9 protein-coding genes and 4 pseudogenes are annotated in these 14,712 nt (G+C 52.8%); 10 read left to right on the forward strand and 3 right to left on the reverse strand.

What is annotated here, in order from left to right; translation table 11 throughout:
• Nucleotides 1–9 precede the first annotated feature (9 nt).
• Nucleotides 10–594 (forward strand): annotated as a pseudogene (locus JCM15764_RS00915) (FkbM family methyltransferase); the annotation flags it as partial.
• Nucleotides 595–653: 59 nt separating this feature from the next.
• Nucleotides 654–1,117 (forward strand): annotated as a pseudogene (locus JCM15764_RS00920) (YaiI/YqxD family protein).
• Between the two features lie 316 nt (nucleotides 1,118–1,433).
• On the opposite strand, the gene JCM15764_RS29130 reads toward JCM15764_RS00920, so the two are convergent.
• Nucleotides 1,434–1,667, reverse strand: a complete 234-nt coding sequence (locus JCM15764_RS29130; RefSeq protein WP_279384180.1) for a protein kinase family protein — start codon at nucleotides 1,665–1,667, stop codon at nucleotides 1,434–1,436.
• A complete protein-coding gene (locus JCM15764_RS00925; RefSeq protein ID WP_279384181.1) occupies nucleotides 1,616–2,416 on the reverse strand; it encodes a serine/threonine protein kinase in 801 nt (266 codons plus the stop codon). The genes JCM15764_RS29130 and JCM15764_RS00925 overlap by 52 nt, the downstream gene beginning before the upstream one ends.
• A gap of 221 nt (nucleotides 2,417–2,637) precedes the next feature.
• On the opposite strand from JCM15764_RS00925, the gene JCM15764_RS21020 reads away from it, so the two are divergent.
• Both JCM15764_RS21020 and JCM15764_RS21025 read left to right on the forward strand, forming a co-directional pair.
• A complete protein-coding gene (locus JCM15764_RS21020; RefSeq protein WP_243688088.1) occupies nucleotides 2,638–3,267 on the forward strand; it encodes a hypothetical protein in 630 nt (209 codons plus the stop codon).
• A 151-nt stretch (nucleotides 3,268–3,418) separates the two neighbouring features.
• The gene (locus JCM15764_RS21025) at nucleotides 3,419–3,766 is read left to right on the forward strand and encodes a mechanosensitive ion channel family protein (RefSeq protein WP_243688089.1); all 348 of its coding nucleotides are present in this window, start codon (nucleotides 3,419–3,421) and stop codon (nucleotides 3,764–3,766) included.
• 109 nt (nucleotides 3,767–3,875) lie between these two features.
• Here the strand turns inward: JCM15764_RS21025 and JCM15764_RS00935 are convergent, their stop codons facing one another.
• A complete protein-coding gene (locus JCM15764_RS00935) occupies nucleotides 3,876–4,454 on the reverse strand; it encodes a thermonuclease family protein (RefSeq protein ID WP_243688090.1) in 579 nt (192 codons plus the stop codon).
• Nucleotides 4,455–4,788: 334 nt separating this feature from the next.
• On the opposite strand from JCM15764_RS00935, the pseudogene mutS reads away from it, so the two are divergent.
• From mutS to JCM15764_RS00965, 6 genes and pseudogenes are all read left to right on the forward strand, one after another.
• Nucleotides 4,789–7,400, forward strand: a pseudogene (gene mutS, locus JCM15764_RS00940) (DNA mismatch repair protein MutS).
• 4 nt (nucleotides 7,401–7,404) lie between these two features.
• Nucleotides 7,405–8,790 carry an N-acetylmuramoyl-L-alanine amidase gene (locus tag JCM15764_RS00945; RefSeq protein WP_054691693.1) on the forward strand — a complete coding sequence of 462 codons (1,386 nt, stop codon included), beginning with the start codon at nucleotides 7,405–7,407 and terminating at the stop codon, nucleotides 8,788–8,790.
• A 43-nt stretch (nucleotides 8,791–8,833) separates the two neighbouring features.
• A pseudogene (gene glnD / locus JCM15764_RS27615) lies at nucleotides 8,834–11,525 on the forward strand ([protein-PII] uridylyltransferase).
• 127 nt (nucleotides 11,526–11,652) lie between these two features.
• On the forward strand, nucleotides 11,653–12,408 hold the full coding sequence (locus tag JCM15764_RS00955) for a site-specific tyrosine recombinase (RefSeq protein WP_279384190.1): 756 nt from the start codon (nucleotides 11,653–11,655) through the stop codon (nucleotides 12,406–12,408).
• A gap of 42 nt (nucleotides 12,409–12,450) precedes the next feature.
• Nucleotides 12,451–13,653 carry a cofactor-independent phosphoglycerate mutase gene (locus JCM15764_RS00960; protein ID WP_054691694.1) on the forward strand — a complete coding sequence of 401 codons (1,203 nt, stop codon included), beginning with the start codon at nucleotides 12,451–12,453 and terminating at the stop codon, nucleotides 13,651–13,653.
• Between the two features lie 104 nt (nucleotides 13,654–13,757).
• Nucleotides 13,758–14,699 carry a class 1 fructose-bisphosphatase gene (locus JCM15764_RS00965; protein WP_012647843.1) on the forward strand — a complete coding sequence of 314 codons (942 nt, stop codon included), beginning with the start codon at nucleotides 13,758–13,760 and terminating at the stop codon, nucleotides 14,697–14,699.
• Nucleotides 14,700–14,712 lie beyond the last annotated feature (13 nt).

Genomic DNA, 14,712 nt, shown 5'->3' on the forward strand with positions numbered 1-14,712 from the left:
AGGCCTTCCGGACGAGTGTTCGCCTTTGAGCCGAATCCAGCTACATTCAGCGTGCTTGTTCTTAATAGCCTGTTGAACAACCTGGGTAACCTGCATGCCTTCAACTGTGCTTTAGCCGACCAGCCCGGTATTGCCACCCTTCATATCAACCAAACGGACGAGGGGTTGTCATCTCTCCACAAGCCGGCTGACAGCGGGACTGCACCAGCAGAACAAAAGAGCGTAATGGTAACGGCCATGACCCTCGATCAGCTTTATGACCTTTATTCCTTTACCCGCGTACAGGTCGTAAAAATAGACGTCGAAGGCTACGAGTGGCAAGTAATTCAAGGTGGTGCCAGATTTTTTAAAGAATGTGCACCGCCGTTCATTGTCTTCGAAGTAAACAATATGGACGATTCTCGTGTCAGCGACGACTTTGTCATACGCAACCACTTCCATGCCATGGGCTATCATGCCTATTTGATACGTCCCTGGCCTGCCAATGCCGATAGCGAGGAACAGTTCAGGGATAAAGCGGTGTTGCCTCTGGCCAGTGATGTGAAATTGAATATCGGTTATGGCAATATTCTGCTCAGTAAGCATGTTCTATAGCGGAATTTGTGGAAGGCGGGTGCTTGGCACTGAACAGATCGGAAAAAATGGAACCAACGATGAAAATATGGATCGATGCCGATGCCTGCCCGCGTGTCATCAAGGAGATCGTCTTCAGGGCGTCCGGGAGGTTGAAGATTCCTGTCTGCCTGGTGGCCAACAAGAGCCTGGCAAAGCATGAGACCCACCTGGTCCAGTGTGTCGTGGTAGGTGAGGGCTTCGACGTTGCCGACGATTACATTGCCGACAATGCTGCTCCTGAAGACCTGGTAATTACGGCGGATATACCCTGGCGGCCAGAATCGTCGCCAAAGGTGGCGTGGCACTGGATCCACGGGGAGAACCCTATACGGAAGACAATGTGGGGGAGCGGCTATCCATGCGCGACCTGATGGCGGAACTCCGTGGGGGAGGCCTCCTGCAGGGAGGTCCCGCCCAGTTCAGCCTGACCGATCGGCAACGATTCGCTTCGTCTTTGGATCGTCTGCTTACCCGAATGGTTCGAGGAGAGAAACCGTTGTGAGATGATTACTTGTGTGGAGGCTTGTTACTACTGGAAGGGGAATCAATGTAACTTTTAAACTATACCCTGAAATTTTTTTTTTAAATAGCCTGTTTTTTAAATTTTTCGGTGCTAAATTAAAATCAGCAGGAAGGAAGTAGAAACTGCATAAAGGAGGATAATCTTATAGACGATACTCCACCAGGCAGGTTAAATAAAAGGCAAGTTGCATAGATCCGGAGTTAATAAGAGCCGGAACAGACCTTGAAAAGGTATCCAAGATTCAGAATAAAAAGAAGCCCACCTAACGCTGGTGGGCTTTTCATTTTGCGAAATTTTACGGCAACTCCAGCGGCGGTTCTTCAATGGCCGCCAGTTGTTCGCGCAGCTCCAGAATGTGCTCACCCCAGTAGCGTATGGTGTTGAACCAGGGGAAGGTGCGGGGGAAAATGGGGTCTTGCCAGCGGCGCGCAAGCCAGGCGCTGTAATGGAGCATGCGCAGAGCCCGCAGGGCGCCGATCAGCCGCAGCTCTGCCGGATTGAAGTCGCAGAACTCGTTGTACCCTTCCATAAGGCCGCCAGCTGGGCCGTCTGGCGCGGTCGCTCGCCTGAGAGCATCATCCACAGATCCTGCACCGCCGGCGCCATCCGGCTGTCGTCGAAGTCGACAAAGTGAGGCGCCTCGCCCCGCCAGAGGATATTGCCGCTGTGGCAATCGCCGTGGACACGGATGGCACGGAACGGCACTTCTGCCGTGATTCTGTCGACTGCTGACAATAACTGGCCGGTGAGAGCTGTATAGCTGTCCCGGTACTCATCGGGGATGAAGTGTTTGCCGATGAAAGAAACACTGGCATGGCCGAAGCTCTGGCTGTCCAGGGTGGGGCGGTACTGAAACGGGCGAATGGCGCCGATGCGATGGATCCTGCCCAGCAGCCGGCCCAGGATCAGCAGGTTGTCCAGGTTGTCGAACTCCGGGGCGTGTCCACCCTGGCGCGGATACAGGGCGAAGCGAAAGCCGTCGTGGTGAAAGAGACTCTCGCCGCCAGTGTTGGTGCATGGAGCTACCACCGGCAGTTCATGTTCCGCCAGTTCAAAACAGAAGGCGTGCTCTTCGATGATCTGGCTGTCGCTCCAGCGGCCGGGGCGGTAAAACTTGGCAATGATGGGCTCGCCGTCTTCAATCCCAACCTGGTAAACGCGGTTCTCGTAGCTGTTCAGGGCCAGGGTGCGGCAATCGCAGCGATACCCCTGGCTTTCGACGGCGTCCATTATGAAGGTGGGGGTGAGGGTGTGAAACGGGTGTGGGCTTGCAGACATCGGTTCTCGCTCCAAGCGTTTAATGGTCCGGATGGACCACCATACCATCGATTCCCGCCGGAACCAAGGGGAAGCGCCGTCAGGTCTGCCAACATACGGTCATACCTGAGAAGAAGTACCGCCCATTCGCCTGGTTCCTTTGGATCGCCGGGATTGTTAATTTTATTTTATTTAATATAATATTATCGCTCCCCGGACCAACTTGATCGACAGGGGGAAGAATGTCCAGGTTGCGAAATAGTGCCATGTCAGTATTGCATATTACGGTAGTGGCCATCTTTTTTGTGGCAAGCGGTATCTGTCCACCTGTCTGTGCCGGCGGATCGTCCACGGTGACCCCAACTCCGGCAGGGAACCCTGTCGCTGGTATACCTGTTTCGTTACAGGACAGCAACACGATCTTTACGCTGCTCCTTGGAGTAACCCTTTTCTCCTATAGTCTTATAATCGCGGCAATCATAGCAGGTCTGCTCCTTTATGTTCTGATCTTTCATTTTCTCCATAGAGCGGAGAAGTACGGCTGGATATTGTCCGATCCGCGAATGGTGGACCGGTTGGCTGCTCCAGCTCGTATCATGCTGCCATTGTTATGCGTCATTATCATCTCGCCCTATCTGTTGTTCCAGGAACAGATAACAGCTTTCCTGCAGCATCTGTTTGAAATTTCCCTGATCGTGGCTTGTACCTGGTTGCTCATGAGCCTGGTTCTGGGACTTCAGGATGTCATTCTCAGCAGGTATGATTTGATGGTCCATGACAACCTGAAGGCGCGTGTCGTTCATACCCAGGTGAACGTTCTAGTCAAGATTGTACTTGTTGTCTTTCTCATTCTGGCTTTTGCCTGGCACTGACCACCTTCGAACAGATCAGGCGAATCGGTATCAGTATCCTTGCATCAGCGGGCATTATCGGTGTGATTGCTGGCATCGGTGCCCAGCGATCCATAGCCATATTTTTGCCGGTATCCAGATAGCCCTGTCCCAGCCGATTCGCATTGATGATGTGGTAATAGTTGAAGGTGAATGGGGGGTAATTGAGGAAATCACCCTTACCTACGTGGTGGTAAGGATCTGGGACTTGCGGCACTTGGTGGTGCCCATCACCTATTTTCTCGAAAAGCCGTTTCAGAACTGGACGCGTGCCACCGCCCACCTGCTTGGAACGGTGATGATCTATGCCGATTATACGGTGCCTGTGGAAGAGCTGCGGTCCGAGTTGAAACGGATTCTCGACCACGCGCCGAAATGGAACGGAGAGGCCTGGGCGCTGCATGTAACCGATGCGAAGGAGCGGTCGCTTGAACTACGAGCTTTGGTCAGCGCCGACAATGCCGGTAACCTTTGGAACTAAGATGCCATGTGCGCGAGAAGCTGGTCGAGTTCATGACCAAAAGCCACCCGGAAAGCCTGCCCCGCTTCAGGGCCGACTTGGGGAGCTGACAGGTCAAGGGTGTAGAAATTCAAGCAACCAGTGTCTTGCTTGGTTGCAGAGAGCCGATAAGCAGCGCTTCCTTCATCTTCCACAGCTTTATGAACTCCCAGGGAGGTTGGGGATTATCCTGTTTCCATAGTCCGCGGCGCTCCCCCCTGGCCTGTTCTTCGGCTTTCCCGTACTCTGTAGCCAGAATTCCCTTTGAACGGGACTGACGAGCCCAGGCCAAACCTTCCCGTACCATTTCCAGCCCGATATTTCGCTTGTCCAGCCGTATTATCCCCATCTGTTTTTCTGAACGACCTTCAATTCCGATTATCTCGACCTTTACCTTTCGGTTTTGCAATTTGCCCTTTAGAGCCTGAAATGCTTCTTCGCCGAAAAGTTGTCCCGGTCTCTTCAACATTCCCGTTTGCGCATCTCTTTTCTCCTTTTTAGGAGAATCAATTCCGTAAAGGTGAATCTTTATCTTTTCGCCGGAGGGAATAGTGATCGCAACGGTGTCGCCGCTAAAGACATCGGAGATAATACCTTCCAGCACTGACTCTTTTGCCGGGGCAGGGGAAGCAGCACAGATTGCCAGTAGACAGAGGCAGACCTTTTTCAAAAAATGTCGCATATTTTGTATTACCTTCTAAACGGGTTTGCCTGGAACCATCACAATCTGAATGACTTTATTCCTCATTAGAAAAATTGGCAACATTTTTCTGAAGTCTGCACTTTCTTTGTCGGATGCCGATGAAGCCTTTGTTGATACATGATTGCATATAACTGTGAGCAGGTAAGTATTTACTTCGATAAGTCCATACGTCGCCTTTTTTACCTAATCTGTTCTCATCTCAAAGACCGGAATTCCCGTAGGTATGGTTTGGTTTTCATTTTACAACGATCCCCGTTTTTGCTAGGATGTGAGCCGCAATCCAGCTGTAAAAAAGGTTTCCATGTCTCAAATCACCCCCATGATGCGGCAGTATCTGGAAATAAAGGCCGACTACCCCGACGCGGTCCTTTTTTTTCGCCTTGGCGACTTCTACGAGATGTTTCTGGACGATGCCGTCAAGGCATCACGTATTCTGGACATCACCCTGACTTCCCGCAATAAGAACTCCGATGGCGCCGACGTACCCCTGTGCGGTATTCCCTATCATTCAGCCGGTCCATACATAACGAAACTCATCGAAGCGGGCGAAAAGGTAGCCATTTGCGAGCAGGTTGAGGACCCGAAGAGCGCCAAGGGGATCGTCCGCCGCGAAGTGGTGAAGGTGATAACACCCGGTCTGGTTGTGGATGGTTCCAGCTTGTCCCCCAAAGACAACAATTACCTCTTGTCCATCCACAACGATGACGGCAACCGCTGGGGGCTTTCTTACCTGGATCTCTCCACGGGAGAATTCCGACTCACCGAACTGGATAGCCTTGATGCAGTCGTTGCCGAGATTGCCTGCGTCGGCCCCAGGGAGATCCTGCTGCCGTCATTTTTTCGCGATAACGGCAAAATGAAGGAGCTGGCCCGTGCCACTGCTGGTCTGGTAGTTACCCACGTGGAAGATTGGGTATATGACCATGAATACTGTCGGCGGCTTCTGGCCGGTCATTTCGCCGGCGCCTCACCGTCGTCCCTGGGATGTGACGGTCTGGTGAGTGGTCTGTATGCAGTAGGTGCGGTCCTCCATTACCTTCAGGAAACCCAGAAGGGGAAAGCGGCCCATGTTACCTCAATCAAGGCCTATACCAACGCCGAGCATCTGCTTCTGGACGAGGCTACCCGAAGAAACCTGGAGTTGACTGCCACCCTTGCCGAGGGAAAACGCAAGGGCTCTTTGCTCGGGCTCATGGACAGGACAACGACGGCCATGGGGGGGAGAAAGATAAAGCAGTGGATTAACTATCCACTAGTAACTATTCGGGGTATAACGGATCGGCAGGATGCGGTTGAGGCTCTGCTGCAGGATGCTGGCTCCCGTGCCGAGATTACCGCCCTTTTGAATGGCGTCTATGATCTTGAAAGGTTGAACGGGCGGATAAGCCTGGCCAGTGCAGGGGCCAAGGACCTGGTAGCCATGAAGGAATCACTGGCTAGAATTCCTGCAATCAAGGAGATGCTTGCCACATTTTCTTCCAATCTGCTGGCAGGGCTGAACGAGGGTCTGAATCCATTGCCTGAGCTGATAGAGCTGATCGAGCGGGGTATCGTCGAAAACCCTCCCTTCGTACTGCGTGAGGGAGGTATCATCGCCGACGGCTACAACGCCGAACTGGATGAGCTGAGGGCCATCAGTCGTGAAGGGAAGGGCTTTATCGCCAGGCTTGAGGCCCAGGAAAAAAAGCGCACCGGCATCAGTTCCCTGAAAATACGCTACAACAAGGTCTTTGGTTATTACATCGAGGTCACCAGGACCAACCTTGATTCCATTCCTGCCGATTACATCCGCAAGCAGACCCTTGCCAATGCGGAGCGATATATAACGCCCGAATTGAAAGAGTATGAAGACAAGGTCCTGGGGGCGGAAGACCGGATCCGGGATCTTGAATTTTCCCTCTTTCAGGAGATCAGGGAGCTGCGGCCGGTCATGGGAACTTCATCGCCCGTACCGCCGATTGTCTGGCAACGGTGGACGTGCTTGTATCCCTGGCAGAGCTGGCCCATGAGAACAACTACTGCCGACCAAAGGTGGATGACGATACCAACCTGGCCATCGTTGATGGGCGGCACCCGGTCATAGAGGCCCTTAACCAGGGGGAGCGTTTCGTCCCCAACGACACACTGCTGGACAATGACGAAAACCAGATCATCGTCATCACCGGACCCAATATGGCAGGCAAATCCACCTTCATGCGTCAGGTGGCCCTGATCGTCCTCATGGCCCACATGGGAAGCTTCGTGCCTGCGACAGAAGCACGAATAGGAATGGTTGACCGCATTTTTACCAGGGTCGGCGCTTCCGACAACCTGGCGCGTGGCCAATCCACGTTCATGGTGGAGATGATGGAGGCAGCCAATATTCTGCGTAACGCCACGCCGAAAAGCCTGGTTATACTTGACGAGATCGGCCGTGGTACTTCCACCTTCGACGGGGTGTCCATAGCCTGGGCCGTGGCCGAATATCTTCACGATAATGGAGAGCATGCGGCAAAGACCCTCTTTGCCACCCATTACCATGAGCTGACCGAACTGTCGGTGACACGGAGGCGGATCAAAAACTTCAATATTGCGGTAAAGGAGTGGAACGAGCAGATCATCTTCCTGCGCAAGATCGTACCTGGTGGCGCTTCCCATTCATACGGCATCCAGGTGGCGAGACTGGCGGGGCTTCCCCTGGAAGTTATTGAGCGGGCAAAGGAGATACTGGTCAATCTTGAAAAAGGGGAGTATGCCGAAGAAGGTATTCCCCGTATCGCCCGGGGGAAAAAGGCCACTGTACCTACTTCCCAGCTTTCACTGTTTCAAAGCACCGAAGACCTGCTGCGCAAGAGGTTGCTATCTATTGATGTGGCGACACTGACTCCTCTTGAAGCGCTTAACCTGCTGGACGAACTTAAAAGGATGGCATGAAAAAATGCGAAGGATTCTGATTTTTTCCTGGATAACGATAGTTGCAGTTTTATTCTTTTCCACAATGCCTTCATGGGCAGAAGAGGGTACCACCGCCAAAACGGCTAAGCATGCCAAAAAAGCCGGCAAAAAAGTGAATGTAAAGCAGAAAGAAAAGAAAAAGTCAGGCAAGAAGGACTCTGGCAAGAAGAAAAGCTCTGGCAAGAAGAAGACCAAACAGAAGACTGCTGCACACAAGCCTGTCGTTACCAAGGCTGAAGAGCCGGAACCGGCTGCAGTGGTCACGGAAATCCGCCACTGGTCCAACCCTGACTATACCCGTATAGCTGTTACCCTAGATCGAGAAGCCAGATTTGAATATCACAAGATTCCCGCCACCGGTGACGCGGGCGCACCGAGGGTTTACATCGACATCACGGATGCCCGTCTGGATTCCGGCGTCAAGGATCACCCCATCGGAGACGGACTGCTGAAGACAGCTCGCGTTGCCCAGTACAAAGCCGATGTGGTCCGTGTAGTTCTGGATCTGGACAGCATCAAGGACTACAAGATCTTCTCCTTTTCCAATCCTTTCCGCATTATTATCGATGTTAAAGGTGATCGTAAACCGGAGATCTCGGCCATAAAAGAGACCATTCAGGAAGCGCCTCCCATGGCCGAGGCAGCGAAGATTTCGGCTGTGGAAGAAAAAAATCTTCCGGCAAAGAAGGGGAAACCGGGCAAAATCCGCAGGATCGTGGTCGATCCCGGACATGGCGGCCATGACCCGGGTGCTGTCGGTGCCGGTGGTACCAGGGAAAAGGACGTCGTGCTGCAGATCGGGCTGAAGCTCGCCCAAAAGTTGAAGGAGGAGCTTGGACTTGACGTTGTCATGACCCGTTCCACCGATGTTTTCATCGAGCTGCAGGAGCGCACCGCCATCGCCAACAAGGTCGGAGCCGACCTCTTCGTTTCGGTGCATGCCAATGCCTCCTTGAATCGAAACGCAAGCGGCATGGAAACCTACTATTTAAATCTGGCCAAGACGGAAAAGGCTGCCCAGCTTGCAGCCAAGGAAAACGGCACCTCGCTTGAAAAAGTAAGCCTGCTTCAAGCTGTGCTCTTCGACCTGATGGCCAACTATAAACTGAACGATTCGGCTCACCTTGCAGACGAGGTGCAGAAGGCTGCCTATGGGAAAGCCAACGGCTTGTTCCCCATGAAGAATCTGGGGGTAAAGCAGGGTCCCTTCTATGTCCTGGTGGGGGCAACGATGCCGAGCATCCTGGTGGAGGCCGCTTTCCTCAGCAACGAGCGGGAAGAGGAGCGCCTGAAGGATGCGCGCTATCAGGAAGCAGTGGCAGAAGGAATAATGGCAGGGGTCAAAGGCTACATCTCAAGCCTCAAATAAATAAGCACGGCGTATTTATCCAATACAAATCCTGCGGGGCGCAATGGAATACCAAATCGATCATTATTTTCCGGAAATGGGCAAAAAAGGCCACGGCTCATTCGAGGAGATGCGTCCGGTTCTACTGTCGGCCAGCAAGGAGTATCTCGGCTACTATCGCGAGCAGATAAAGGAACGGCATCGTGCCGGAGAGTCCGGCGAATGGGTGGTAAAAGCAATTACCGCCATGACCGATACCCTTATCCGCAAGCTTTTTCTCAGCATCACCAAGTGGCTGGACAACTACAAGCACGCCAGGGAGCAACTTACCCTGATTGCCGTGGGCGGTTACGGCCGTGGCGAGCTCAATCCCTATTCAGATATCGATCTGATGTTTCTCCATGGGGGTAAGGATTCCCAGAGGATTGAAGATATTGCCCAGAAGCTTCTTTATTTTCTCTGGGACATGCGCCTCGATGTGGGGTATTCGGTGCGCACCCTCAACGATTGCATTGAGATGTCCAATGCCGATACCACCGTCAAAACGGCTATGCTCGACGGCCGTTTCATAATCGGCAGCAGGTTGCTTTTCCAGGCCTTTCAAAAAACTATGCTGACCCAGATACTTGCCAAGAGAAGCGATGCCTTTATCAGGGAAAAACTGGATGAGCTGAAGAAACGCCGGGATAAATACGGGTCCAGCATCTATATTCTTGAGCCGAACATCAAGGAGGGGGAGGGGTGTCTACGGGATCTGCATACGGCAATCTGGGTCGCCAAGATCAAGTACAAGATCGATGATCCCCGCGAGCTGATCGTCAAGGGGGTGCTGTCCGAAGAAGAACTTGCCGTTTACAACGCTTCGCTTTCCTATCTGTGGCGGATACGGAATGAAATGCATTACCTTGCCGGGCGCAAGAACGATCAGCTGACCTTCGACACCCAGACCAGCCTTGCCCAGTTCTTCGGCTACAAGGACCGGGGAAAGGTATTGGCGGTAGAAGATTTCATGCGCGATTTTTATCTCCATGCAACAAGGGTCGAGCATTTTTCATCTCTGGTCATCACAAAGTGTGCATTGCGTGAGGATGGCCCACTCAAGATACTGGGCTACTTCACCCGCCGCCCCGTGGGAGAAGGCTTCTATGTGCTGAAAGGGGAGTTGGTGATCCCCGATGAGATGATCATCGAGAAGGACCCGGCCCGGCTGATGAAGCTTTTCGAATACGCCCAGAAGCACAGCGTATCCCTGAACATCAAGGTAAAGGCATTGGTAAGGAGAAACCTGGACCTGGTTAACGACAAATTCCGCCGTTCGAAAGAGGTTAACAGCTCATTTTTTGCCATCCTTCGCTCGGAAAAGGGGGTTGCAGAAACACTGAAACTGATGCACCACCTGGAGTTTCTCAACGTGTTCCTCCCGGAATTCGAGAGGATCTACTGCAAGGTTCAGCACGACATCTACCACATTTATACGGTGGATATCCATTCCCTGTTCTGTGTTGAGGAGATTGTAAAACTTTGGAGAGGCGAGCACCGAGGATCTGCCGCTGCTGACACAACTTGCCTGCGAGGTGGACAAGCGGGAGTTGCTTCTGCTTGCCGTGCTGCTCCATGATGTGGGCAAAGGGGAAGGTGGAGGCCATGCGGAAAAGGGGGCTGACCTGTCCCGGACCATTGCCCGCCGTATGGGGCTCAGCAAGGAGGACAGCGAACGTCTCGATTTTCTGATCAGAAACCACCTGCTTTTCGCCCATATTGCCCAGCGACGTGACCTGCACGACGAGAAGATGATCATCGAGTTTGCCCGACAGATGGGTAAGAGCGAAAACCTGAAAATGCTCTATCTCCTGACCTATGCCGATATAAAGGGAGTGGGTCCCGAGGTTTGGACCGAATGGAAGGCCCTGCTTCTGCAGGAACTGTATGAAAAGGCTTTCCAGGTTCTGGAGCGAGGAGACTTCGAGTTTGAGGCCAGCAGTGAGCGGGTGAAGAAGGTCAAGCGGCAGGTTCTGGAAATCATCGATGACGAATATCCTGCTACTGTCGTCAAAGATGAACTCAAAGCGCTTACGACGAGGCATGTCCTTTCCAATGCCCCGCCGGTGATTGCCGACCACGTGCGAATTCTCCTGCAACTTGAAGAAAAACCGCTGGTGCTGAAGGTATCCCATGAAATAGACAGGGGTTTTTCCAGCTTTACCATCTGCACCTTTGATACCCCCGGCCTCTTTTCCATGATAACGGGGGTTATGGCGGCAAACGGCATGAACATTCTCGGAGCGCACATCCTGACCAACCTCAACGGCAAGGTGCTGGATGTGCTGCAGGTCAATTCTCCCCAAGGCTTTGTCATAACAGATGAGGCGCGCTGGCAGAGAGTTGAAGACGACATGCGCCAGGTTCTTGAAGGTAAGACAAAGATCGCTGCCCTGGTGAAAAAACGGCACCGGGCCGCCTTCCTTGCTGAAAAGGCAAAACCGAAGTTTCCCACCAGGGTCGAGATCGATAACGAGGTTTCCGCGGATTACACGGTTATCGACATCTATACCCACGACAAGGTGGGACTCCTCTACAGGATCACCAGCACCCTGAGCGAACTTGGTCTCTATATCGGTGTCTCCAAGGTTTCCACCAAGGTCGACCAGGTTGCGGACGTATTTTACGTGAAGGACATTTTCGGCCAGAAGATTATCGATCAGGACAAACTGGAGGAGATCCGCGGCCGGTTGCTCCAGAGCATAGATGAGGCATGAACGAATATCTTGACCTCTTTCTCAACTACCTTCAGGTGGAGAAGGGTTTGACAAAAAACACCCTTGAGCCTATAGTCGTGATCTTAGCGTCTATCTTGATTTTCTTGCAGGCCAGGGACGCCTGGATCTGGACCACATAACGGCCATGGATGTTATTGAACACCTTGCAGGTCTGAAGGAGAGGGGACTTTCCCCCAGAAGTCGGGCCAGGGCCCTTTCTGCTGTTAAAATGTTTCACCGTTTCCTGATGGTGGAAAACCATTGCCCGAATAATCCTGCTGTCATTATCGAAGCACCAAGGAGCCTGAACAGGCTGCCTGACATACTGTCGGGGCGAGAGGTCGAACTGCTGCTTGATTCTGCTCGCTCTGCGGACTTAAATGACCTCAGGGACCTGGCCATGCTTGAGGTACTCTATGCCACCGGTCTCCGCGTTTCGGAACTGGTGGCGCTGAAGCTTCGGGATGTCAACCTGGACGCCGGCTATCTTCTTACCATGGGCAAAGGGGAAAAGGAGCGTCTGGTTCCGTTGGGAGAAACTGCACGGCTTGCCACAGCCGAGTATCTGCGCTCTGCCAGGGTAAAAGCCGATCGAAAAGGAGACTGCGAGATCCTTTTTATCAGCAGGCTGGGTGACGGGATGACCCGCCAGGCCTTTTGGAACATCATCAAGAAGCGTGCTGCCGCCGCCGGCATCAGGAAAAGCATCTCGCCCCACAGTCTGAGGCACTCCTTTGCCACCCATCTGCTGGAAAACGGGGCTGATCTGCGCAGTGTGCAGATAATGCTGGGCCATGCGGACCTGTCTTCTACACAGATATACACCCATGTGACCAGAGAGCGGCTAAAGCAGCTCCACCAGGATATACACCCAAGAGGTTAGCTTTTTTGTAATGCATTAATTCCATTAACGAAAGGAAGTTCCATGAAGTACATTGTCTTGCTCGGCGACGGCATGTCCGACGAAAAGGTCGGGGAACTGGGGGGTAAAACTCCACTGCAGGCGGCTAAGACGCCGAATATGGATTTCATGGCAAAGCGCGGCAGGTTGGGGCTTGCCAGAACAGTTCCCGATGGTCTGCCGCCGGGTAGCGACGTGGCAAATCTTTCCGTTTTCGGTTACGATCCTGCAAGTTGTTACACCGGCAGGTCGCCGCTGGAAGCAGCGAGCATGGGGGTTGAGCTGGGAAAGGATGATGTTGCTTTCCGGGTTAATCTGATCAACCTTCAACCCCACGCCGGCAAGCTTTACATGCGCGACTATTCGGCAGGGCACATTTCCACCGATGACGGCAGAGAACTGATCGAGGCGCTGCAGGAGAATCTGGACAGCGATGAGTTCCAGTTCTATCCGGGGGTGGGCTATCGCCATCTCATGGTCTGGCGAAAGGGAAAGGACAAGATTTCTGCCACCCCTCCCCACGATATCACCGGCAAGGAAATCCTTGAATTTCTGCCCCATGGAGAAGGGGCTGAGGAGCTTATCAACCTAATGAACTCTTCCCAGCTGGTTTTCTTCAACCATTCCCAGTATAAGCGGCGTCTGGAGAAAGGCGAAATGCCGGCCAACTCCATCTGGCTCTGGGGACACGGCAAATCCCCGAAAATGGCCACCTTCGCCGATAAATTCGGCCTCAATGGCGCCGTCATCTCGGCAGTGGATCTGATCAAGGGGATCGGGGTCTATGCAGGCCTCGACATTATCAATGTGCCGGGAGCGACCGGTTACATAGATACCAACTACAAAGGAAAGGCTGATGCTGCTTTGCAGGCTCTGCAAGAGCACGATTATGTCTATCTTCACGTTGAGGCCCCCGATGAGGCTTCACATTCAGGTAACCTGCAGGATAAGATAAAGGCCATCGAGCAGTTCGACTCACTGGTAGTGGGCCCGGTCTTGGAAGGAATCCGTCAGTTCGGTCAGTATCGGATTCTCTGTGCACCGGACCACCCGACCCCGGTCAGCCTGATGACCCATACTTCCGACCCGGTTCCTTTTATCCTCTATGGGGGCGAAGAGAAGGTCAATGACGGCGTGGCCGGATATGACGAGGAATCTGCAGCTGCCACAGGCCTTTTTGTCGAAGAGGGCTTCAGATTGATGAATATGATGATGGCTAAAGCCTGATTCAGGACATAAAGGCGGCTTTTTTCGCCAGGCATTTTTCTTGATTTGCACTATTGTTTGAGCTAAGCTTACAAAAATTTAATTTCATTTAAGGGGGCAACAAAATGTTAAGCGAGCCGGGGAAGTCAAAATTTCAAATCGATCTGCGTCGTCATCTGCGCAGTCAGAATATCTGTGACAAGCTTGTACACCTCATCTGCGAAATTGCCGAGGCAAGCAAGTATGTGATTAATGCGGTTCGTACCGGCGATCTGGGTGTTGCCGGTACCTCCAACCTTTACGGTGAAGAGCAGCTGGCTCTGGATGTACTGTCCGACCGGATCATGAGGAAGCGGCTCATTCATTCTGGAGTAGTCTGCAACATAGCCTCCGAGGAGATGGATGAGATCTATCAGGTTACAACAGATTCCGACGGCCTTTACTCGGTTGCCTACGACCCCCTTGACGGCTCGTCTCTGGTGGATGTCAACCTGGCCGTAGGCACCATCGTTTCCATCTTCAAGGGAGACAACCTCCTGCAGGAAGGACGCAAGCAGGTAGCTGCCATGTATATCCTTTACGGACCCCGCGTCTCACTGGTATACTCCGTAGGTGACGGTGTACATGAGTTCACCATGAACCAGTTGATGGAGTACAACCTGACCAGGGAAAACGTCCGCATGCAGCGTGACGGAAATATTTACTCCCCCGGAGGACTGCGCAACAAGTACAACGAGGGGGATGAGAAGTTCATCCGTTACCTTGAGGCAAAAGGTTGCAAACTGCGCTATTCCGGCGGATTCGTGCCTGACATCAACCAGGTTCTGATGAAAGGGAAGGGGCTTTTCATGTACCCGGCGCTGAACGGTTCACCCAATGGGAAACTGCGCCTTCTGTTCGAGCTCAATCCCATGGCCTTTCTTATTGAACATGCAGGGGGGGCTGCAACAAACGGCAAAACTCCCATACTGGACCTGAAGCCGGAAAGCCTGGACCAGCGAGCACCAATTTATATCGGGTGTGTGGAAGACGTAAATCGCGCCATGGAGTACGTGGACAAAGCATAATGATTCAACGGAG

It is taken from the genome of Geotalea toluenoxydans JCM 15764 (assembly GCF_001311985.1).
Lineage (GTDB): Bacteria > Desulfobacterota > Desulfuromonadia > Geobacterales > Geobacteraceae > Geotalea > Geotalea toluenoxydans.